This window comes from Pseudomonas sp. R84, from assembly GCF_009834515.1.
Classification (GTDB): domain Bacteria; phylum Pseudomonadota; class Gammaproteobacteria; order Pseudomonadales; family Pseudomonadaceae; genus Aquipseudomonas.
Genome location: NZ_CP019426.1, coordinates 5819618 through 5839664, shown reverse-complemented (window position 1 = coordinate 5839664; position 20047 = coordinate 5819618). Strand labels below are relative to the sequence as shown.

Annotated in this window: 24 protein-coding genes; 15 read left to right on the top strand and 9 right to left on the bottom strand. The window is 60.7% G+C overall.

What is annotated here, in order from left to right:
* Nucleotides 1–55 precede the first annotated feature (55 nt).
* Complete coding sequence (locus PspR84_RS25830) at nt 56–940, top strand: sugar nucleotide-binding protein (protein WP_160059603.1); 885 nt, start codon at nt 56–58, stop codon at nt 938–940.
* Complete coding sequence (locus PspR84_RS25825) at nt 933–1865, top strand: NAD-dependent epimerase/dehydratase family protein (RefSeq protein ID WP_160059602.1); 933 nt, start codon at nt 933–935, stop codon at nt 1863–1865. The genes PspR84_RS25830 and PspR84_RS25825 overlap by 8 nt, the downstream gene beginning before the upstream one ends.
* A 362-nt stretch (nt 1866–2227) precedes the next feature.
* Here PspR84_RS25825 and PspR84_RS25820 read toward each other — a convergent pair whose 3' ends face one another.
* The 5 genes from PspR84_RS25820 to PspR84_RS25800 form a co-directional block, all read right to left on the bottom strand.
* Complete coding sequence (locus tag PspR84_RS25820; protein WP_077574716.1) at nt 2228–2926, bottom strand: OmpW family outer membrane protein; 699 nt, start codon at nt 2924–2926, stop codon at nt 2228–2230.
* A 222-nt stretch (nt 2927–3148) separates the two neighbouring features.
* On the bottom strand, nt 3149–3667 hold the full coding sequence (locus PspR84_RS25815; RefSeq protein WP_095122223.1) for a DUF3299 domain-containing protein: 519 nt from the start codon (nt 3665–3667) through the stop codon (nt 3149–3151).
* 11 nt (nt 3668–3678) lie between these two features.
* Nucleotides 3679–4944 carry an ABC transporter permease gene (locus PspR84_RS25810; protein WP_160059601.1) on the bottom strand — a complete coding sequence of 422 codons (1266 nt, stop codon included), beginning with the start codon at nt 4942–4944 and terminating at the stop codon, nt 3679–3681.
* A 1-nt stretch (nt 4945) separates the two neighbouring features.
* The gene (locus PspR84_RS25805; RefSeq protein ID WP_160059600.1) at nt 4946–5656 is read right to left on the bottom strand and encodes an ABC transporter ATP-binding protein; all 711 of its coding nucleotides are present in this window, start codon (nt 5654–5656) and stop codon (nt 4946–4948) included.
* 138 nt (nt 5657–5794) lie between these two features.
* Nucleotides 5795–6394, bottom strand: a complete 600-nt coding sequence (locus PspR84_RS25800) for a DUF2796 domain-containing protein (RefSeq protein ID WP_160059599.1) — start codon at nt 6392–6394, stop codon at nt 5795–5797.
* A gap of 135 nt (nt 6395–6529) precedes the next feature.
* Here PspR84_RS25800 and PspR84_RS25795 point away from each other — a divergent pair, with 135 nt between their 5' ends.
* Nucleotides 6530–6889, top strand: a complete 360-nt coding sequence (locus PspR84_RS25795; RefSeq protein ID WP_160059598.1) for a hypothetical protein — start codon at nt 6530–6532, stop codon at nt 6887–6889.
* 84 nt (nt 6890–6973) lie between these two features.
* Here the strand turns inward: PspR84_RS25795 and trxA are convergent, their stop codons facing one another.
* From trxA to PspR84_RS25780, 3 genes are all read right to left on the bottom strand, one after another.
* Nucleotides 6974–7846 (bottom strand): thioredoxin, encoded by an 873-nt coding sequence (gene trxA / locus PspR84_RS25790; protein ID WP_160059597.1) that lies wholly within the window; start codon nt 7844–7846, stop codon nt 6974–6976.
* A gap of 133 nt (nt 7847–7979) precedes the next feature.
* The gene (locus PspR84_RS25785) at nt 7980–8636 is read right to left on the bottom strand and encodes a 50S ribosomal protein L11 methyltransferase (RefSeq protein WP_160059596.1); all 657 of its coding nucleotides are present in this window, start codon (nt 8634–8636) and stop codon (nt 7980–7982) included.
* On the bottom strand, nt 8633–9097 hold the full coding sequence (locus PspR84_RS25780) for a YbaY family lipoprotein (RefSeq protein WP_026000529.1): 465 nt from the start codon (nt 9095–9097) through the stop codon (nt 8633–8635). The genes PspR84_RS25785 and PspR84_RS25780 overlap by 4 nt, the downstream gene beginning before the upstream one ends.
* Before the next feature lie 128 nt (nt 9098–9225).
* On the opposite strand from PspR84_RS25780, the gene nrdR reads away from it, so the two are divergent.
* From nrdR to PspR84_RS25720, 12 genes are all read left to right on the top strand, one after another.
* Complete coding sequence (gene nrdR, locus PspR84_RS25775) at nt 9226–9690, top strand: transcriptional regulator NrdR (protein WP_007910946.1); 465 nt, start codon at nt 9226–9228, stop codon at nt 9688–9690.
* A complete protein-coding gene (gene ribD / locus PspR84_RS25770; protein ID WP_160059595.1) occupies nt 9687–10820 on the top strand; it encodes a bifunctional diaminohydroxyphosphoribosylaminopyrimidine deaminase/5-amino-6-(5-phosphoribosylamino)uracil reductase RibD in 1134 nt (377 codons plus the stop codon). The genes nrdR and ribD overlap by 4 nt, the downstream gene beginning before the upstream one ends.
* Nucleotides 10821–10867: 47 nt before the next feature.
* Nucleotides 10868–11530, top strand: a complete 663-nt coding sequence (locus tag PspR84_RS25765; RefSeq protein ID WP_150694725.1) for a riboflavin synthase — start codon at nt 10868–10870, stop codon at nt 11528–11530.
* Nucleotides 11531–11546: 16 nt separating this feature from the next.
* Nucleotides 11547–12638, top strand: a complete 1092-nt coding sequence (ribBA, locus tag PspR84_RS25760; protein WP_034153727.1) for a bifunctional 3,4-dihydroxy-2-butanone-4-phosphate synthase/GTP cyclohydrolase II — start codon at nt 11547–11549, stop codon at nt 12636–12638.
* 91 nt (nt 12639–12729) lie between these two features.
* Entirely contained in the window at nt 12730–13206 is a 477-nt protein-coding gene (ribE, locus tag PspR84_RS25755; RefSeq protein ID WP_003228649.1) for a 6,7-dimethyl-8-ribityllumazine synthase, read from the top strand.
* Nucleotides 13203–13703: a transcription antitermination factor NusB gene (gene nusB / locus PspR84_RS25750; RefSeq protein WP_034153728.1), complete on the top strand. Its 501-nt coding sequence runs from the start codon at nt 13203–13205 to the stop codon at nt 13701–13703. Before ribE ends, nusB begins: the two co-directional genes overlap by 4 nt.
* A gap of 18 nt (nt 13704–13721) precedes the next feature.
* On the top strand, nt 13722–14687 hold the full coding sequence (gene thiL / locus PspR84_RS25745; RefSeq protein WP_160059594.1) for a thiamine-phosphate kinase: 966 nt from the start codon (nt 13722–13724) through the stop codon (nt 14685–14687).
* The gene (locus tag PspR84_RS25740; protein WP_011336134.1) at nt 14684–15187 is read left to right on the top strand and encodes a phosphatidylglycerophosphatase A; all 504 of its coding nucleotides are present in this window, start codon (nt 14684–14686) and stop codon (nt 15185–15187) included. The genes thiL and PspR84_RS25740 overlap by 4 nt, the downstream gene beginning before the upstream one ends.
* A gap of 37 nt (nt 15188–15224) precedes the next feature.
* Nucleotides 15225–15977, top strand: coding sequence for a transporter substrate-binding domain-containing protein (locus PspR84_RS25735; protein ID WP_160059593.1), 753 nt, complete (start codon nt 15225–15227; stop codon nt 15975–15977).
* 221 nt (nt 15978–16198) lie between these two features.
* A complete protein-coding gene (gene ribA / locus PspR84_RS25730) occupies nt 16199–16816 on the top strand; it encodes a GTP cyclohydrolase II (protein WP_016984117.1) in 618 nt (205 codons plus the stop codon).
* A complete protein-coding gene (locus PspR84_RS25725) occupies nt 16813–17232 on the top strand; it encodes an MFS transporter (protein ID WP_160059592.1) in 420 nt (139 codons plus the stop codon). Before ribA ends, PspR84_RS25725 begins: the two co-directional genes overlap by 4 nt.
* Nucleotides 17232–18032, top strand: coding sequence for a cobalamin-binding protein (locus tag PspR84_RS25720; RefSeq protein WP_160059591.1), 801 nt, complete (start codon nt 17232–17234; stop codon nt 18030–18032). The genes PspR84_RS25725 and PspR84_RS25720 overlap by 1 nt, the downstream gene beginning before the upstream one ends.
* Before the next feature lie 114 nt (nt 18033–18146).
* Here the strand turns inward: PspR84_RS25720 and PspR84_RS25715 are convergent, their stop codons facing one another.
* Nucleotides 18147–20033: a TonB-dependent receptor gene (locus tag PspR84_RS25715; protein WP_160059590.1), complete on the bottom strand. Its 1887-nt coding sequence runs from the start codon at nt 20031–20033 to the stop codon at nt 18147–18149.
* Nucleotides 20034–20047: the final 14 nt, after the last annotated feature.

Below are 20047 nucleotides of genomic sequence, written 5' to 3'. Positions count from 1 at the left end.
CCACGAGATCCGTCGCTAAAGCCATCGTTCCAATCAGACTGGGCCTGCTGACTCTATGCGAATGCGCCTTATGTTACTGGGCGGCGGAAATGCCCTTGGGCAGGCGCTGATTCGCCTCGGTGCGGAGGAAGACATCGGTTTCCTCGCCCCCCGCCCGCCCGAACACGGCTGGGATGCCGCGAGCCTGACGCAACTGCTCGACGACACCCGTCCCGATGCGTTGATCAACCTCGCCTACTATTTCGACTGGTTCCAGGCCGAAACCGTCAGCGAAAGCCGCATGGCCGGGCAGGAGCGGGCGATCGAGCGTCTGGCCGAACTGTGCCAGCACCACAATATCGTCCTCGTCCAGCCCTCCAGTTATCGGGTGTTCGATGGTTCGCGTGCCACGGCGTACAGCGAAAAAGACGAACCGGTGCCCCTCGGCCTGCGCGGTCAGGCGTTGTGGCGCATCGAACAAAGCGTTCGCGCCACTTGCCCGCAGCATGTCCTGCTGCGGTTCGGCTGGCTGCTCGATGACAGTCCCGATGGCACGCTCGGGCGCTTCCTCGCACGGGCCGAACAACCTGAGGAATTGCTCCTGGCCGATGACCGTCGTGGCAACCCCACGCCAGTCGATGATGCCGCGCGAGTGATCATTTCGGTACTCAAGCAACTCGATTGCGCCGCGCCGCTGTGGGGCACTTACCACTACGCCGGCCACGAAGCGACCACACCGCTGGCACTGGGCCAGGCGATTCTCACTGAAGCACGAAGCCTGCATGCGCTGGCGATCGAAGCGCCGACCGCTCAGGCTCACGCCGCGCGGCCGGACGCTGCCGAAGAGCCGCAACACGCGGTGCTGGCCTGCAAGAAAATTCTGCACACTTTCGGGATCAAGCCGCGCGCCTGGCGTGCCGCACTCCCGGGCTTACTGGATAGGTTCTACCGTCATGGCTGAAGGGACTGTTTTAATCACCGGCGGAGCCGGCTTCATTGGCTCGCACCTGACCGATGCCTTGCTCGCCAAGGGGCATTCGGTGCGCATCCTCGACGACTTGTCGACGGGTAAACGCAGCAACCTGCCGCTGGACAATCCACAGGTTGAACTGATTGTTGGTGACGTCGCTGATGCGGCGCTGGTGGCCAAGGCGATGCAAGGCTGCAGTGCGGTCGCTCACCTGGCAGCCGTGGCTTCGGTGCAGGCCTCGGTGGATGATCCGGTGAAAACTCACCAGAGCAATTTCATCGGCACGCTGAACGTCTGCGAAGCCATGCGTCTGGCCGGGGTCAAGCGTGTGGTGTATGCCTCAAGCGCAGCGGTGTACGGGAACAATGGTGAGGGCGAGTCGATAGATGAGGACACGCCCAAAGCCCCGCTGACGCCTTACGCCTCGGACAAACTGGCGGGCGAACACTATTTCGATTTCTATCGCCGCCAGCATGGCCTGGAGCCGGTGATTTTCCGCTTCTTCAACATCTTCGGCCCGCGCCAGGATCCGTCCTCGCCGTACTCCGGGGTGATCAGCATCTTCAGCGAACGCGCGCAGAAAGGTCTGCCAATTACGGTGTTCGGTGATGGTGAGCAGACGCGTGATTTCCTGTACGTCGAGGATCTGGTAGATCTGCTGGTGCAGGCGATCGAAAAGCCTGAGGTGGAAGTCGGCCCGGTGAACGTCGGCTGGAATCAGGCGATGAGCCTCAAGCAAATGCTTGAAGCATTGCAAGCGGTGGTCGGCGAACTGCCGCCCGTCAGCTACGGCCCGGCGCGCTCCGGTGACATCCGGCATTCGCGGGCGAACAACGCTCGTTTGCTGGAGCGCTTCAAGCTGCCGCAGCAGACACCGATGAGTGTGGGGTTGGCGCGGTTGTTGGGGCGCTCCTGAAAAGAGCCCCTCACCCTAGCCCTCTCCCAGAGGGAGAGGGGACTGACTGTAGCGTTTGTGAGAAATGCACCGACCTGAAATATCGAGTCGAACTCGTATTTGAAAAGCACACAAATCGGCTCCCTTTCCCCCTCTCCCTGAGGGAGAGGGCTGGGGTGAGGGGGGAGATTCCACGCCACAGGTTTCCAGCGGACATGAAAAAGGCGCCCTTTGACAGGCGCCTTTTTCACGGCCGGAATATGTCGCTACTCCTGTGGCGAGGGAATGTTATCCCCCGATCAACTGCGTACGGTCGCCGTCAGTTCTATGCCTGCTCGCCACCAAGCCTCATTCACCACCACGTGAACGTTGGATAACTCGACTTAGAACTTATAGCCCAAGCCAACCATGTAGATGAACGGATCCACATCGACGTTGACCCGTGCGCGAGTGCCTGGTGCAACGGCGTTGTTCTCGACGGTGGCGCGGGTGTCGATGTCGATGTAACGCACTTGGGCGTTGAGCATGATGTTGTCGGTCAGCATGTAGTCAGCACCGACCTGCCAAGCCAGACCCCAGGAGTTTTTCGCCTTGAAGTTGCTGAAACCGTTGGCGCTGGCTTCGCTGCCGACGTGTTCGTCATAGATCCAGGTGTAGTTGATGCCACCGCCGACGTAGGGCTGGAAGGCCGATTTCGAGTCCAGCGGGTAGTAGACAACGCTGAGGGTTGGCGGCAGGTGTTTCAGGGTGCCGAGCTTGCCATTGGCCGCTGGCAGGGCAGTGCCCTTGAGCTTGACGTCATGCTCGAACGGCGTCGCCGCAAGCAATTCGAGGCCGACGTGATCGGTGAGCATGTAGGCGAAGTTGAGACCCAGTTGGGTGTCGCTGCTCATGGTCGCCTTGCCGCCCAGATTGGTGCCGCTCAACGGACCCTGATCGACCTTGACGCTGGAGCTGTCGGCCTTCGGGTTGACGGTGATCGCACCGGCACGAATGAGGATGTCACCGGCTTCGTGGGCATGGGCGAGCGGGGCTGCGAGCGCGAGGGCAAACAGCGAAGCGCTGAGCAAGGACTTGTTCATGGGGGCTCCGAAAGGACGTTAAAAATGTTCGATGTCCTATGGTACGAAGCCAACTGATACGGTCTTTTGACTCAGCTCAATGAAACAGTGAAGGGGCAGACTTTTGCGGAACCTTTGCGGGCCCCTTCGCGAGCAAGCTCGCTCCCACCCTGGAATGTGATCACCTGTGGGAGCGAGCCTGCTCGCGAAGACGATGGATCAAGCAGCACAAAACCGCCGGATTCACTCCGGCAGCTCATACACATAAATCTTGTCGGCATCCATCTGATACCCGGCATCCGCCAGTTCGCTGCTCGACGCTTTGACCTGCAACGGCCCCTCGACCCAGTACGGCTGATACAGCTCATCAAGCTTCACGCCCAACTCGCTTTTCACATGCACGATCTGGTTCGACGGCGGAGGCGGCACATGGATGCACGCGCCGAAATACGGCACCAGCAAGAAGTCGGTGGTACGCCCCTCTTCATTGACTTCCAGCGGCACGATGTAGCCCGGCAAACGAATATTCTGACCGTCGAGTGCCTTCACCACCGGCGCATTCGGCAGGTCCTGCTTCGCCGCAGGCGCGGATTCAGCGGAGAGCGCGTCGCTCATCTTCGACATGTCATGCAGCGGGGTCATGTTCGGCACTTCCGGCGCGGCGTCCGGCGGGATCATTTCCGACCACGTCAGGTCTTTCGGCGCCGCTGCCCACACGGGCAGGGCGATCAACAACAGCAGCGCGAGTGCAGCGCGGGGCATGGTGAACATCCTCATAAACGGATCGACAGGCCATCGGCCAGGGATTGGCGATAAGCGCGCCAGGCCGGCACGCTGCCCATCAGCAGCGCGGCGGCCAGAATGCCACCGAGCAGCGTCCATTCATACTCGCTCGGCCATGCCAGCGGCAGATACAAACCGTAATTGGCCTGCACGTCACCTTGCGCTGCAGCGATGCCGATGTACAAAAGAGCTACCCCGGCAATCACCCCGGTCAGCGCCAGGGCGAACGCCTCGAGCACCAACAGGCTCGCGATATGCCACGGTCGCGCCCCGACTGAGCGCAGAATCGCCATCTCGCGGCGCCGTTCGTTGAGGCTGGTGAGAATCGCCGTGAGCATGCCGATCAACCCGGTCAGCACCACGAACAACGAGACCACGAACAGCGCTTTTTCGGCGGTGCTCATCAGACTCCACAACTCCTGCAACGCCACGCCCGGCAGAATCGCCAGCATCGGTTCGCCACGGAATTCGTTGATCTCGCGTTGCAGCGCAAAGGTGGAAATCTTGCTGTTGAGGCCGAGCATGAACGCGGTGATCGCTTGCGGCGTCAGGTCCATGTTGCGTGCCTGATCGGCGCTGATCCGGCCATTGCCGCGTGCCGGCACACCGTTGTGCCAGTCGATGTGAATTGCCTCCATACCACCGAGGCTGATGTGCAGCGTGCGATCGACCGGGGTGCCGGTGCGCTTGAGAATACCGACCACGGTGAACGGTTTGTCGTCGTGCTTGACCAGACTGATCGCCGCCACGCCGTGGGCCAGCACCAGTTGGTCGCCGAGTTTGTAATGCAGCGCATCCGCGACCTCGGCACCCAGCACCACTTCAAACGGATCGGTTGCAAACGCGCGACCATCGGCCAGTGCCAGGTGTTGCTGGCGACCGTACTGGTAATGCTCGAAATAGGCTTCAGTGGTACCCATCACCCGGTAGCCGCGATGGGAGTCGCCGAGGGACATCGGGATCGCCCACTTCACTTTCGGGTTGCTGGCGAAGTGTTCGAAGCTGTCCCAGCGAATGTTGTTGGTGGCGTTGCCGATGCGAAATACCGAGTACAACAACAGGTTCACCGAGCCGGAGCGGGCGCCGACGATCAGGTCGGTGCCGCTGATGGTGCTGGCGAAACTGGCTTTGGCTTCGGTGCGTACTCGCTCAACGGCGAGTAACAGGCATACCGAGAGGGCGATGGCAAAAGCCGTGAGCAAAGCGGTGAAGCGGCGGTTGGCCAGGCTGGCCATGGCCAGACGAAACAGATACATCTCAGACCTCGGCAGACGTGGCGGCGCGATTGAGTTCGGCCAAAGACAGGTGACGGTCGAACAGTGGCGCCAGGCTCTGGTCATGGCTGACGAACAGCAGACTCGATCCGGCCTCGCGGCATTCGGCGAACAGCAGGCGAATGAAGTTTTCCCGGGCGTCGTAATCCAGTGCCGAAGTCGGTTCGTCGGCGATCACCAGCTCGGGTTGGCCGATCAATGCGCGTGCGGCGGCAACCCGTTGCTGTTGGCCGATCGACAGTGAATCAGCACGACGACTGAGGATGCTTTCATCCTTCAGGCCCAAGTGGGAGAGGAGGGTGGCGGCGGCTTGGTCGACGCTGCCGTGACGCTGTTTCGCCCGTTGCGCGCGCAGCTTGGAAAAGTGACACGGCAGTTCAACGTTCTCGCGCACCGAGAGGAATGGCAGCAAGTTGAACTGCTGGAAAATGTAGCCAGTGTGATCGACACGGAAGGTATCGCGGGCGCCGGCGGAGAGTTCGGTCAGTTCCTGGCCGAGCAGACGAATGCTGCCGCGACCGGGCTTCTGCACGCCGCCGAGCAGACCGAGCAGGGTGGTCTTGCCGCTGCCGCTGGGGCCTTTGAGGAACAGGGTTTCGCCGGCTTCCAGACGAAACGCCGGGATGTCCAGCAACGGCGGGTGACCGGGCCAGTTGAAGCCCAGGTCGGACAGTTCGATGAGTGCTTGGGTCATGGCACCAGTTTCATGGTTGGACACTGAACCCCCTGTAGGAGCTGCCGAAGGCTGCGATCTTTTGATCTTGGTTTTTTACAATCAAAAGATCGCAGCCTCGTTTCACTCGACAGCTCCTACAGGGGATTTAGGGAGTGATCAGAATTTCAGCGCGGCAGCCTTGGCCGTCACTTCGGTGCCTTGCTGGCCGCTGGCGCTGATCAGTTGTACCTGAATTTTCTGCGTCGCCGGGAAGGTATTGAAGACGTTCGCCAGATCCAGAGTCTTCAACGCACCCGGTGTGGCGCAGTTGAACTGATAGTGCGCGTGGATTTCGCTATGGTCGTGGTGATGCTCGTGACCGTCCTTGTCCGCTTCATCGTCGTCATGGTCATCGGCATCCGGCTTGTCGCCGAACAACGGACTTTCCAGTTCCTGACTGACCATTTTGCAACCGGCAGCAGGCGGTAGGCTGAACAGGGTCAACGGTTTTTCCAGTTGCGCGCGGGCGGCAGCGACTTTGGCTTTATCGGCATCCGTGGTCGCAATGTGTTCGAAACCCACGAGGTTCATCGCCGGGCTTTCCAGCTCCAGCTCCAGGGTCTGGCCGTCGAGCGCAGCGTTCAGGCGACCCACGCCATGTTCATGCGCGCCGAGGCTGCCGTGTTCATGGTCGTGATCGTGGTCATGCTCATCAGCCGCATGGGCGATGGCCAGCGGCAACAGGGCAAACGGCAAAGCGAGCAGCAGACGACGCATGGCGGTCTCCGGGAAGTAAAGTGAAGAGTTTGTTATGTAATCTTATAACGAAAGTGCGCAGAGTTTGCCCGTGCGCTTGGCGTTGCACAAGTCCCGTGGGAGCATGCAGGTCAGAAAAGTGCGGGAGCGAACTCAATGTTGCGGATACGCGGAACCGTCGGCGACGTGCCGGTGGACTTGACGGTGGAACTGGATGAAGGCGACTGGGCGAAGCTCGGTTCGGCGCTGAATGGGCAGGCGCCGCTTGCGCAATCTGAAGCGCTCGCGTCAGCTCCGGCAGCGAAACCGCTGAATCAGGACGATGCCTTGTGGCAGTTGGCCAAGGACCTTTTGCGCAAGGCTGGGCAGCTCAGCGGTCCGGATCTGCTTGATCAACTGGAAGGGCTGACCGGCAGCGCGGTGGCAGGCAAGCGCTTGCTGGTGCGCCTGCGCCATAGTGCGGACGTGAAAGTGGTGAGCGGCGGGGATACGCCGCTCTACAGCTGGATCGAGTGAGTTGCAAAAGATCGCAGCCTGCGGCAGCTCCAAGGGGTACACGATCCCAATGTAGGAGCTGCCGCAGGCTGCGTTCTTTTGATCTTAATAAAGCGCAGCAAACATCTTGCGGCGGTACACCGTCACCAGCGGGTGATCATTGCCCAGCAGCTCGAACACCTGCAGCAAGGTTTTGTGCGGCAGGCCTTCGCTGTAGCTGCGGTTGCGGATGAACAGCTTCAGTAGTGCATCCAGCGCCGCTTCATACTGCTGGCGAGCGAGTTGCTGAATCGCCAGTTGATACACCGCCTCATCGTCTTGCGGATCTTTCGCCAGGCGTGCTTTCAGATCGGCGGCGTCCGGCAGATCACGAGCAAGTCCGAGGAACTTGATCTGTGCCTTGGCCCCGGCCAGTGCAGCCTTGTGCTCATCGCTTTTGACTGCGTCGAGCACGGTTTGCGCTTCGTCCAGTTCGCCACGTTCGGTCAGGCAACGCGCGTAGAGAATCAGCGCCTTGGCGTTAGTGTTGTCTTCAGTGAGCATCACCACCAGCGCCGCTTCGGCGTCGGCGTAACGGCCGTCATCAAACAACGCCTGAGCCTGTTCGAACGGATCGGCGGCGGCCGGTGGCGGCATCTGCACATGTGGCTCAAGCAGCGCGCGTACGGCGGATTCCGGTTGTGCACCGGCAAAGCCGTCGACCGGTTGACCGTCCTTGAACAGCACCACGGTCGGCAGGCTGCGAATACCGAAGCGGGCGACGATGTCCTGCTCGATGTCGCAGTTGACCTTGGCCAGCAGCAACTCGCCCTGATAGCTCTCGGCAATCCCTTGCAGCATCGGCATCAGCGCCTTGCACGGCGCACACCATTCGGCCCAGAAGTCCACCAGCACCGGTTTGTTGAAAGAAGCCTCGATCACCGACTGGTCGAAATCGGCCGTCGTGGCGTCGAAGATGTACGGCGTTTGCTCACTCATGGGGGATCTCGTCAATACGTTAATGAACGCACTATAAGCGGTGGCGCAAAAGATCGCAGCCTTCGGCAGCTCCTACACGCGGACACGCATTGCACCTGTAGGAGTTGCCGAAGGCTGCGATCTTTTAACGATTTCAATCACGCCGCGCATGGTAAAGGCTGACATGCCGAAACTCTTCCGGCTCAGCCAGATCCGGCAACGTCATCGCCTCAAGCATCTCGATGCGCTCATACAACGGATGGTGAAAATCCCGAACCCGCGAATCCGCCACCAGCGCCTCTCTTCCACGGCTCAAAAACGCATCGAGCAACGGCAGATTCGCCCGGTCATACAACACATCCGCCACCAGAATCAGATCAAAGCGATCCGCCTCGGCAAAGAAATCCGTCGAATAACTCATCTGCACATCATTCAGCTCGGCATTCGCCCGACACGCGGAAATCGCCAGCGGATCGAGATCGCACGCCACCACTTCCAGCGCCCCGGCCTTGACCGCCGCGATCCCGGCAATCCCGGAACCGGCGCCAAAATCCAGCACGCGTTTGCCGCGCACCCACTCGGGAAACTCCACCAGATAGCGCGCCACCGCCAGACCGCTGGCCCAGCAGAAACCCCAGTACGGTGGCTCGTGCAGAATTCGCTGAATTTCTTCCTGACTGAATTGGCGATCCATGTTGTCGCCATCGATCAGCCATAGCTGTAAATCAACGTCTGGCAACGCACAGACCTTGAGTCTGGCGTCGCCGAGCAATTCACCTAACGCCTGTTGCAGGTCGAGCGGTGCAGTCATGGTGCTTTGACAAATTGCAGCTGGCCCAGCGCCTGAGTGGTCGGCTGGGTGATGGTTTGCGACGGCAGGTGCAGGATCAACTGGCCGGACTGGCTGGCGCGGCCACGCAATTCAACCCGCGCACCGGCGGGAAATGCGTCCGGGTTGAAACGCAGGCGGAACGGCAGGATCTGGTTATTGCCGATCAGGCTGGAACTGGCGAGCAACTGTTGCGGGCGATCCTTTTCATCTATCACCAGCAGCGCCAGTTCGACTTCGGCGCCGGCAGGCACGCCTTGCAGGGTGCCGCTCAGTTCGCGTTGATAGGCCGGCAGCGGGCCAAGCTCGGCGGCTTCCTTGGCTTTTTTCTGCGCTTGCTGCGGCGCCGGGCCAGGCGTTGGCGGCTGGGGCTTGGGTGCATCGCTGCCACAGGCCACCAGCAGGCTGAAAAGACTGAGCAAAACGAGCGGACGTAACGGCATTGGATGCTCCGGCAAAATGAAATCCATGGATCAAACGATCATGCCGTTCTGTATACCGCAAAGCCTATGGCTTGTCTTGCCACCGGGATGCGCTACCATGGCCCTCCCTTTTTTTGTTGCCAGCCACCATGCACTGTCCCTTCTGCGGTGCCAACGACACCAAGGTCATCGACTCGCGTCTGGTCGCCGAGGGCGAACAGGTGCGCCGCCGGCGTGAATGCCTGGCCTGCGGCGAGCGTTTCACGACGTTCGAGACGGCCGAACTGGTGTTGCCGCGCCTGATCAAAACCGACGGCAGCCGCCAACCGTTCGACGAAGAAAAACTCCGCGCCGGCATGCAACGCGCGCTGGAGAAACGTCCGGTGAGTGTCGAGCGCCTCGAATCCTCTCTGGTTCACATCAAGCACAAGCTGCGCGCCACCGGCGAACGCGAGGTCAAATCCCTTGTGGTCGGCGAACTGGTCATGGCCGAGCTGCAAAAGCTTGATGAAGTCGCCTACATCCGTTTCGCTTCGGTATACAAGCGCTTCCAGGATCTCAACGAATTCCGCGAAGAAATCGACCGCCTCGCTCGCGAACCGGTGAAAGAATGACCACCGTCGCCGAGCAGGCCATCCTCGACGCTCACTTCATGGCGCGTGCGCTGGAACTGGCGCGCAAAGGCCACTACACCACCCACCCCAATCCACGGGTTGGCTGTGTGGTGGTACGTGACGGGCAGATTGTCGGCGAAGGCTGGCATGAACGCGCCGGCGAACCGCACGCTGAAGTCCATGCCCTGCGCGCCGCCGGTGAGCTGGCCCGTGGGGCCACCTCTTACGTGACTTTAGAACCGTGCAGCCACCACGGGCGTACGCCGCCGTGCGCCGATGCGCTGGTGAATGCCGGTGTCGCCCGAGTCGTAGCGGCGATGCGCGATCCGAATCCGCAAGTCGCCGGTCGTGGTTTGCAGCGTCTGGCCGATGCCGGTATCGCCACTGAAAGTGGTGTGCTCGAAGCTGAAGCGCGCAAGCTCAACCAAGGTTTTCTAAAACGCATGGAACACGGCTTGCCGTTCGTGCGGGTCAAATTGGCCATGAGCCTCGATGGTCGCACGGCGATGGAAAATGGCGAGAGCCAATGGATCACCGGCCCGTCCGCACGTTCGGCCGTCCAGCGTTTGCGCGCCCAGGCCGCCGTGGTCCTGACCGGCGCCGACACCGTGCTGGCCGATGGAGCGCGTTTGACTGTGCGGGCCGATGAGTTGGGTCTGGATGCCGAACAAACCGCATTGGCCATGAGCCGTCCGCCACTGCGCGTGTTGATCGACGGCCGCCTGCGGGTGCCGCTGGATGCGCCGTTCTTCAAGGCAGGCCCAGCGTTGGTGGCCACCTGCGTCGCGATCGAAGAGCAATACGCTCACGGCCCCGAGTGCCTGATCGTGCCGGGTGACGATGGTCAGGTCGATCTGCATCAATTACTCATCGAACTGGCCAACCGTGGCACCAACGAAGTGCTGGTCGAGGCCGGCCCACGCTTGGCCGGCGCCTTTGCTCAGCTCGGTCTGGTCGACGAATTCGTGATCTTCATCGCCGGCAAGTTTCTCGGTTCCACGGCGCGTCCATTGCTGGACTGGCCGCTGGCCCATATGAAGGATGCGCCGGAGCTGAAAATCACTGAAATTCGTGCGGTCGGCGATGACTGGCGAGTCACTGCCATCCCTGTCCGTTCGGCGAGCGTATAATTCCCGGCCATCGCGTTAGCGCTGGCCCAGTTCTCAAGGAGAACCCCATGTTTACCGGCATCATCGAATCCATCGGCAGTATCCGCGCATTGACCCCAAAGGGCGGTGATGTGCGGGTCCACGTCGCCACCGGCAAGCTCGACCTGAGCGACGTCAAACTCGGCGACAGCATCGCGGTCAACGGCGTCTGCCTCACCGCTGTTGAGCTGCCGGGCGACGGCTTTGCCGCCGACGTCAGCCGTGAAACCCTCGACTGCACCGCCATGAACGACCTGAAAAGCGGCAGCCCGGTCAATCTGGAAAAAGCCCTGACCCCGACCACCCGTCTCGGCGGGCACCTGGTCAGCGGCCACGTCGACGGTGTCGGCGAAATCGTCTCGCGCAGCGACAATGCCCGCGCCGTGGAATTTCGCATTCGCGCGCCGAAGGAACTGGCCAAGTACATCGCCCATAAAGGCTCGATCACCGTCGACGGCACCAGCCTGACCGTGAACGAAGTCGATGGCGCCGAATTCATGCTGACGATCATTCCGCACACCCTGAGCGAAACCATCATGGCGTCCTACAAGCCAGGTCGCCGGGTGAATCTGGAAGTCGATTTGCTGGCGCGTTATCTGGAGCGTCTCCTGCTCGGTGACAAGGCGGCAGAGCCGAGCGCTGGCGGCATTACTGAAAGCTTTCTGGCCGCCAATGGCTATCTCAAATCCTGACTGAAGGGGGTGCCTTGTGGCGCTCAATAGCATCGAAGAACTGGTTGAAGACATCCGCCAAGGCAAGATGGTCATCCTCATGGATGACGAAGACCGCGAGAACGAAGGCGACCTGATCATGGCCGCCGAATGCTGCCAGGCCGAGCACATCAACTTCATGGCCAAGCACGCCCGTGGCCTGATCTGCATGCCGATGAGCCGCGAGCGCTGCGAACTGTTGAAGCTGCCGCTGATGGCGCCGCGCAACGGTTCCGGCTTCGGCACCAAGTTCACCGTCTCGATCGAAGCGGCCGAAGGCGTAACAACCGGTATCTCCGCCGCCGACCGTGCGCGCACTGTGCAAGCGGCTGCCGCCAAAGACGCCAAGGCTGAAGACATCGTCAGCCCGGGCCACATCTTTCCGTTGATGGCTCAGGCCGGCGGCACCCTCGCTCGCGCCGGTCACACCGAAGCCGCTTGCGACCTCGCGCGCATGGCCGGTTTCGAGCCGAGCGGGGTGATCTGCGAAGTGATGAACGACGACGGCACCATGTCCCGTCGCGCTGAGCTGGAAGCGTTCGCCGCTGAGCACAACATCAAGATCGGCACCATTGCCGACCTGATTCACTACCGGATGATCCACGAACGTACCGTTCAGCGGATTGCCGAGCAGCCGCTGGACAGCGAACTGGGCCAATTCAACCTGGTGACCTATCGTGATTCCGTGGAAGGCGACGTGCACATGGCGCTGACCCTGGGCACTGTTTGCGCCGAAGAGCCAACGCTGGTTCGCGTGCACAATATGGATCCGCTGCGTGACTTGCTGATGGTCAAACAACCCGGCCGCTGGAGCCTGCGCGCCGCCATGGCGGCAGTTGCCGAGGCGGGCAGCGGTGTGGTGCTGTTGCTCGGTCACCCGCTCGATGGCGACGTGTTGCTGGCGCACATCCGTGAAACCGGTGATCAGGCCGCGCCGAAAAAACCGACGACTTACAGCATCGTCGGTGCCGGTTCGCAGATCCTGCGTGACCTCGGTGTACGCAAAATGCGCTTGATGTCTGCACCAATGAAATTTAATGCGATATCCGGTTTCGATCTGGAAGTTGTAGAATACGTGCCCTCCGAATAATGACCGGTTGTTTCCGGACCCGAATTCGCGGCAAATAAATCACAGAGGGACGCGTAGCAGACGCGTCCCGGCTCTTTAAGAGAACTGACGAATGACCCTGAAGACCATCGAAGGTACCTTCATCGCCCCTAAAGGCCGCTACGCTTTGGTAGTGGGCCGCTTCAACAGCTTCGTGGTTGAAAGCCTGGTCAGCGGTGCAGTTGATGCCCTGGTTCGCCACGGCGTGAGCGAAAGCGACATCACCATCATCCGCGCACCTGGCGCCTTCGAAATCCCGCTGGTTGCGCAGAAAGTCGCCCAGAAAGGCGAGTTCGCTGCAATCATTGCACTGGGCGCGGTCATTCGTGGCGGTACTCCGCACTTCGAATACGTGGCAGGCGAGTGCACCAAGGGCCTGGCCCAGGTCTCCATGGAGTTCGGCGTGCCGGTCGCTTTCGGCGTCCTGACCGTTGATTCCATCGAGCAAGCCATCGAACGTTCCGGCACCAAGGCCGGTAACAAAGGTGCCGAAGCTGCCCTGTCCGCACTGGAAATGGTCAGCCTGCTGGCACAGTTGGAGGCCAAGTGATTAGCGACGAAAGCGATCGTTTCAACCCGCGCGAACCGCGTCCAACTGACGCCGGCAAGCCTTCGAAAAGTGAAAAGCGCCGCGCTGCCCGTCAGTTGGCGACGCAAGCGTTGTACCAGCGCCACATGGCCAGTACTTCGCTGAACGAAATCGAAGCGCAGTTCCGCGTCGATAACGATTTCACCTTCGCCGATGCCAGCTACTTCCACGACATCCTGCACGGTGTTCCGGCCAGTCTGACCGAGATCGACACTGCGTTGGCGCCGTGCCTGGACCTGACCATCGAAGAGCTGGACCCGGTTGAACTGTGCGTACTGCGCCTGTCGACCTGGGAACTGCTCAAACGTGTCGACGTGCCGTACCGCGTTGTGATCAACGAAGGGATCGAACTGGCGAAAGTCTACGGTTCCACCGACGGTCACAAGTTCGTCAACGGCGTGCTCGACAAGCTGGCCCCGCGCCTGCGTGAAGCTGAAGTGAAGGCGTTCAAGCGCTAAATCGCGCTTGAAACCTCAATGGGCGAATTCGAGCTGATCCGCAATTTCTTCGCCGCCGCGCCCTGTGCGCAGGGCGGCGAAGGCGTTGCTCTGGGGATCGGCGACGATTGCGCCTTGCTTGCTGTTCCCCCCGGGGAACAGTTGGCGATCTCTACCGATACGCTGGTGGCCGGTGTGCATTTCGCCGACCCCTGCGATCCGTTTCTGCTCGGTCAGCGCTCGCTGGCCGTCGCGGTCAGCGATCTGGCCGCCATGGGCGCCACGCCCGTTGCCTTTACCCTTGCCCTGACTGTACCGACGGTGACTGCCGATTGGCTGCAAGCCTATGCCCACGGTTTGAACCGTATGGCGCAGAGTTGCGGCGTCGCGCTGGTCGGCGGCGATACCACGCGCGGGCCGTTGAGTTTGACGGTGACTGTGTTTGGTCGAGTGCCGGCGGGTCAGGCGCTGACCCGCAGCGGTGCGCAACCGGGCGATTTGCTCTGTGTCGGCGGTGAGCTGGGCAATGCCGCCGGCGCTCTGCCGCTGGTGTTGCGTCAGCGTGACGCCGAACCTCATATCGCCCAACCGCTGCTCGATCATTACTGGTCGCCACAACCGCAACTCGCCCTCGGCCAGGCCCTGCGTGGCAAAGCCACGTCGGCGCTGGACATCTCCGACGGCCTGCTCGCCGACTGTGGCCACATCGCACTGGCATCGAAGGTGCGACTTGAGATTGAACGCGAGCGCGTACCGCTGTCGGATGCTTTAGTGGCGTTTCTCGGTCAGCGTGGCGCCGAGCGTGCAGCGCTGAGCGGTGGCGATGATTACGTGCTGGCGTTCACCCTGCCGTCCGTCGAGTTGCCGGTGCTGCTGGCCAATGGCTGGCCGATTCACGTGATCGGTCGTGTTTCAGAAGGTCAGGGCGTGGTCCTGCTGGACCGCGAAGGGCACGACATCACCCCGCAAATCCGCGGTTATCAACATTTTCAGGAGACACCGTGACAGATCACCCGAAACAGGTTCCGGCCGAATTCGTTCCGCCGTCGGTCTGGCGCAATCCCTGGCATTTCCTCGCGTTCGGTTTTGGTTCCGGCACCCTGCCGAAAGCCCCGGGCACGTGGGGTTCGTTAGTTGCGCTACCCTTTATTCCGTTGTGGCAGATGCTGCCCGACTGGGGGTACTGGCTGATGCTCGGGATCACCATGCTGTTCGGCTTCTGGCTGTGCGGCAAGGTCGCCGACGATCTACGGGTACACGACCACGAAGGCATCGTCTGGGACGAAATGGTCGGGATGTGGATCACCCTGTGGCTGGTACCGGAAGGCTGGTACTGGTTGCTCGCGGGTTTTCTGGTGTTCCGCTTCTTCGACATTCTCAAGCCATGGCCGATTCGCTGGATCGACCGGCATGTGCATGGCGGCGTCGGGATCATGCTCGATGACGTGCTGGCCGGTGTGTTTGCCTGGCTGGCGATGCAGGGTCTGGTGTGGGTTTTCGCCTGATTCCAAGGGATATCGGGGTCAAGTGAGGGGACGAGGGATGGCTCGACGCTGGTTGGCGTTAGTGGTTTTGGCTTTGCTGAGTACCGTGGCCGGTGCGCAGGAAGTTGCGCCGACGCCGGCGGTCATCCATCTGGCCAGCGAAGACTGGGAAGACTACACCGCCGCCGATGGCCATGGCCTCGGTTGGGACGTGTTGCGCAAAGTGTTCGAACCGGCCGGGGTCAAGCTGGATATCCGCAGCGTGCCTTACACCCGTTCGGTCGGGCTGGTGCAGTTGAAGGAGGTTGACGCGCTGGTTGGCTCCTACCGCGACGAAGCCGATCAGGTGCTGTATCCGCACTGGAATTTCGATTCCGACCATATTTATGCGCTGGGTCTGGCAAGCAATCCGGTGCCGACCCTGGCGACGCTGGGCAAATATCGTCTGGCCTGGGTGCGCGGTTATCGTTACGAAAACTACCTGCCGAATATCAAGCGTTACAACCCGATCCAACGGCGTACCGGTATTTTGTCGATGCTCAAGCAGGGGCGGGCGGATTACTACATCGATGCGCTGACCGAGATTGAAGCGGTGGTGAAAACCGCAGCCGATCCAGCGCAGTATCGGCATTCACACTTGGCCGAGCTGCCGCTGTTTCTCGGCTTTGCCGACACTCCACAGGCGCGAGCGCTGATGGCGCTGTATGACCAGCGTATGGAGCAACTGATGAAGAGCGGCGAGTTGAAGCCAATCTTCGAGAAGTGGAAGCAGCCCTATCCCTTCACTACGGGCGCGACGAATCCCCTGTAGGAGCTGCGGCACGCTGCGATCTTTTGATCTTGATTCAAAAACCAGATCAAAAGATCGCAGCCTCGTTTCACTCGACAGCTCCTACAGGGATCCATGTCGACCGGGTTGTTATCAAACTTTTTGATCGTTATGCCCGATAATTCAGCCTAAGCGTGTGCAGGAACCTGCTGTTACAATGCCGGCCTGCGAATTTTCAGACTCTTTAGATCAGGAGCACACCGGTGCCTGTCGTCTTTGTCGCCGCTTCCAAGCTGCCAACACCTTTTGCGCAATTCACCATGCACGGTTTTCTCGATGAAGCCACCGGCCGCGAGCACGTCGTACTGAGCCTGGGTGAAATTGCCGACGGTGCCCCGGTACTCGGCCGGTTGCACTCCGAATGCCTGACGGGCGATGCCTTGTTCAGCCAGCGCTGCGACTGCGGTTCGCAACTGGAAGGCGCGCTTAAAGCCATCGCCCGCGAAGGCCGAGGCGTGCTGCTGTACCTGCGTCAGGAAGGTCGCGGTATTGGTCTGCTGAACAAGATCCGTGCTTACGAACTGCAGGACGGCGGCGCCGACACCGTTGAAGCCAACGAGCGTCTGGGCTTTGCTGCTGACCAGCGCGACTACGCCATGTGCCTGCCGATGCTGGAGCACCTGGGCGTGAAATCCCTGCGCCTGATGACCAACAACCCGCGCAAGGTCAAAGCCTTGACCGACATGGGCATTACCGTTGCCGAGCGCGTGCCGCTGCACACCGGCCACAACCCGCACAACAAACTCTACCTGGCAACCAAGGCCAGCAAGCTCGACCACATGATGGGCAATGAGCATCAGGGCGAGGTTGATCGCGCGTGACTCGCGGTCAGGTGCGGCGCCGATTGTCGGTCGATTGGTGGAAATATCTCGCGCTGGCGCTGGTGCCGTTGTTCGTGCTCAACGCGCTGTTTGGTCAGGGCGAAGGGATTCTGCCAGTACTGGCGATGCCGTTTTTCATTGCCGGCGTCGCGTCGATGTTTGTCAGTCTGAAGTTTTTCGGGCGCTATAAACATGCGCTGATCGCCACGCAAAAAGCCCTCGATACCCCGGATGAACCGGCCGCGTGGATTGCCCTCGCAACCCGTCGTCGTGCGGCTTTTCTCGCGGCAGCCTTGCCGGCGTGGATCGGCGCACTGGCAGTGTTCGTCGGTCTTGAAGCCGTTCCGTTGATGCTGCTGGCGTTGTCCACGGCGGTACTGTTTTATCTCTACCGTATCCCGCGTCAACTCGGCTGATGCGCCGTCTGTGGCTGGCGGTTCTGCTGCTGGCCGTCTCGACTCCGGTGCTGGCGAGCCTGCGGGTGGTCAGCCTCGCGCCGTCTCTTTCTGAAATCGTCGTTGAACTGGATTCGGCTGATCTGTTGGTCGGTGTGCTCGATGCCGGTGAGCGGCCGGCTGAAATTGCCAGCGTCCCCTCTGTCGGCCGCTATGGCCAACTCGACATGGAACAGCTACTGAGCCTCAAGCCTGATTTGTTGTTGCTGTGGCCCGGCAGCGTCGGCCCGGCGCAGCGTGATCAGTTGAAGCGTCTGGGCATCCCGACCTTCGTCGCCGAACCGCATTCCTTCGAGCAGCTCACTACCCAGATTGAAGCCATTGCTGCGCAGTTGGGACGACCTGAACGTGGGGTGAAACGGGCGGCGGCGTTGCGTAAACAACTCGCAGAACTGCGCCAGCGCTATCGCCGGGACGTGCCGTTGCGGGTGTTTTATCAGGTCTGGGACAAGCCGCTGTACACCGTCGGTGGCGGGCAAGTCATCAGCGATGCGCTGGAAGTGTGCGGGGCGCGGAATGTGTTCAGTGATCTGGCCTTACCTGCGCCACAAGTCAGCATCGAAGCGGTATTGCAGAGAGATCCGGAAGTGATTCTGACGAGTGATCAGGCGCAGTTGAATGCGTGGAAAACCTGGCCACAGGTGGCGGCGGTGAAGCGAGGTAATCTGTTGCTGATCACCGACAAAGGCCTTGAACGCCCAAGCGGCCAAATGATCAGCGCTACCGCCAAACTCTGCCAATTGATCGCGCCTGACAGGTAACCCTGTAGGAGCTGCCGAAGGCTGCGATCTTTTGATTTTGCTGTTTGACTGAGTCGGAATCGCCGAAGATCAAGATCAAAAGATCGCAGCCTTCGGCAGCTCCTACAGTGGATTTCAGTGGATTTCGGGAGTCCAGGTCACCCCAAACATCCACACCCGACCTTCCTCGCGATAACCATACTGCCTGCCGTCATAGCTGTAATTCGCCCGGCTGTAGCCCTTGTCGAAAACGTTATCGATTTTCAGATCCAGCTTGATCTCGCGGTTCAACGCCCAACTGCTGCGCAAGCCGAACAGCGCATAACCACCCAGCGCCTGCGTATTGTCCTTGTCGTCATAACTGCTGCTGACCGCCTGCCAACTGGCACCGAGGCTGACTTGATCAAACTGGCGATCCAGATCCCAACTCAACGTCCGCCGTGCGCGACGCGCCAAAGTGTGCCCGCTATCACGATCACGCGGATCGATGATCGAAACGCCGAGGTTGCTCTGCCAACCGAACAGTTCCTGCTTCAGCGCTGCTTCAAAGCCGTTGATTCGCGCCGAAGCGACGTTCTCCGGGCGTGAATTGCTGCCGAAGATGATCGCGTCTTCCAGGTCGGTACGGTAAATCGACGCTTCCAGGCGACTGCTGTCGGTCAACTGACTGCGCCATTGCAGCTCGTAGCTTTTCGAGGTTTCCGGTTTCAGATCCGGGTTGCTGAAGTCCGGGTAGTACAGGTCGTTGAAGGTCGGCGCGCGGAAACCTTCGCTGTAACTCAACAGCAAGTCGTTGTCCGGATTCAGCGGCAGAGTGAACGTGCCGCTCCAGGTGTTCTGGCTGCCGAATTGCTGGTTGTCGTCGTGGCGCAAGCCCAGTTCGGTGGAGAAGCTGTCGGCCTGATAACGGTGCTGGATGAATGCTGCGCGGTTCCAGCGGCTGTCCTCGTCAAACGCGGTGCTGCTGTTGACCCGGTCTTCGTACCAGTCGCCGCCGAGGATCAGGCTGTTGCGCGCGTCCAGTGTCAGGTCGTTCTGCCAATTCACCGAATCGCGGTACGTGTTGAACACCGTGCGTTCGTCGCTGAGCTTGTCGAGGGTCTTTTCGCGGTTTTCGGTGTGGCCGAACTCGACGCGGGTTTTCCAGATCTCGTTGACCCGCGCATCGATGTAACTGCTGACGCTGCTGACGTTGAAATCGCTGTAGGGCTGCTGCTGGTAGGACTGATCCGTCGCGAAGTCGTATCTACCGAACGGGTTGTCAAACTCGCCCTTGCCACGGTTATCCAGCAGATTGGCGCCGATTTCGATGTCATCGGTCAGCGCATGGCTGAGGCTCAGGCTGACGGATTTGTTGCGATAGGCATCGTGATCGCCATCGCTCGGGTACGACTCATGAGTACGGTCAATCCCCGCGGTTTCATCCAGACTGGCGCCGAGGTTGAAGCGGGTTTTCTCATCGCCACCGGACAAGCCGAGGCTGCGTTCCCAAGTCTGGTTGCTGCCGAAACCGACGTGCATCCGTGGCTGCAAGCCTTGCTCAGTGCCGCGTCGAGTGAAAATCTGAATCACCCCGCCAATCGCATCGCTGCCGTAAATCACCGAACGCGAACCGCGCAGCACTTCCACCCGTTCGATCTGCTCTATGTTCAGGTGCTGCAGGTTGCTGTCACCAGAGGTCGAACTGCCGATACGCTGGCCATCGACCAGCACCAGACTCTGCGCCGACTGCGTGCCGCGAATGTAGATTCCCGGCAGACTGCCGCGCCCGCCGGCCTGCGCCACTTGCACGCCCGGCACGCGACGCAGCAAGTCCGGCACGTCGCTCGGTTGCAGGCGGTCGATGTCTTCGCGGGTGAACACCGTGTTGGCGGCGCTGCTGTCGTTGCGGGCTTCGACCTGACGGTTGGCTGAGATCAGCATGTCCGGCAGTTTCAGTGCCTGGTTACGCTCGAAGCTGTCGGCGAGGGCGTTGGCGGTTGGCAGCAGAAAGAAGGGCAGGGCGAGGCGCGAGAGTTTCATGGACGTTCCACTGG

Bases quoted from the DNA above. Each gene is read 5' to 3' on its own strand.
- PspR84_RS25830 (WP_160059603.1), top strand. From the start codon at position 56: ATGCGAATGCGCCTTATGTTACTGGGCGGCGGAAATGCCCTTGGGCAG.
- PspR84_RS25825 (WP_160059602.1), top strand. From the start codon at position 933: ATGGCTGAAGGGACTGTTTTAATCACCGGCGGAGCCGGCTTCATTGGC.
- PspR84_RS25820 (WP_077574716.1), bottom strand. From the start codon at position 2,926: ATGAACAAGTCCTTGCTCAGCGCTTCGCTGTTTGCCCTCGCGCTCGCA.
- PspR84_RS25815 (WP_095122223.1), bottom strand. From the start codon at position 3,667: ATGCCCCGCGCTGCACTCGCGCTGCTGTTGTTGATCGCCCTGCCCGTG.
- PspR84_RS25810 (WP_160059601.1), bottom strand. From the start codon at position 4,944: ATGTATCTGTTTCGTCTGGCCATGGCCAGCCTGGCCAACCGCCGCTTC.
- PspR84_RS25805 (WP_160059600.1), bottom strand. From the start codon at position 5,656: ATGACCCAAGCACTCATCGAACTGTCCGACCTGGGCTTCAACTGGCCC.
- PspR84_RS25800 (WP_160059599.1), bottom strand. From the start codon at position 6,394: ATGCGTCGTCTGCTGCTCGCTTTGCCGTTTGCCCTGTTGCCGCTGGCC.
- PspR84_RS25795 (WP_160059598.1), top strand. From the start codon at position 6,530: ATGTTGCGGATACGCGGAACCGTCGGCGACGTGCCGGTGGACTTGACG.
- trxA (WP_160059597.1), bottom strand. From the start codon at position 7,846: ATGAGTGAGCAAACGCCGTACATCTTCGACGCCACGACGGCCGATTTC.
- PspR84_RS25785 (WP_160059596.1), bottom strand. From the start codon at position 8,636: ATGACTGCACCGCTCGACCTGCAACAGGCGTTAGGTGAATTGCTCGGC.
- PspR84_RS25780 (WP_026000529.1), bottom strand. From the start codon at position 9,097: ATGCCGTTACGTCCGCTCGTTTTGCTCAGTCTTTTCAGCCTGCTGGTG.
- nrdR (WP_007910946.1), top strand. From the start codon at position 9,226: ATGCACTGTCCCTTCTGCGGTGCCAACGACACCAAGGTCATCGACTCG.
- ribD (WP_160059595.1), top strand. From the start codon at position 9,687: ATGACCACCGTCGCCGAGCAGGCCATCCTCGACGCTCACTTCATGGCG.
- PspR84_RS25765 (WP_150694725.1), top strand. From the start codon at position 10,868: ATGTTTACCGGCATCATCGAATCCATCGGCAGTATCCGCGCATTGACC.
- ribE (WP_003228649.1), top strand. From the start codon at position 12,730: ATGACCCTGAAGACCATCGAAGGTACCTTCATCGCCCCTAAAGGCCGC.
- thiL (WP_160059594.1), top strand. From the start codon at position 13,722: ATGGGCGAATTCGAGCTGATCCGCAATTTCTTCGCCGCCGCGCCCTGT.
- PspR84_RS25735 (WP_160059593.1), top strand. From the start codon at position 15,225: ATGGCTCGACGCTGGTTGGCGTTAGTGGTTTTGGCTTTGCTGAGTACC.
- PspR84_RS25720 (WP_160059591.1), top strand. From the start codon at position 17,232: ATGCGCCGTCTGTGGCTGGCGGTTCTGCTGCTGGCCGTCTCGACTCCG.
- PspR84_RS25715 (WP_160059590.1), bottom strand. From the start codon at position 20,033: ATGAAACTCTCGCGCCTCGCCCTGCCCTTCTTTCTGCTGCCAACCGCC.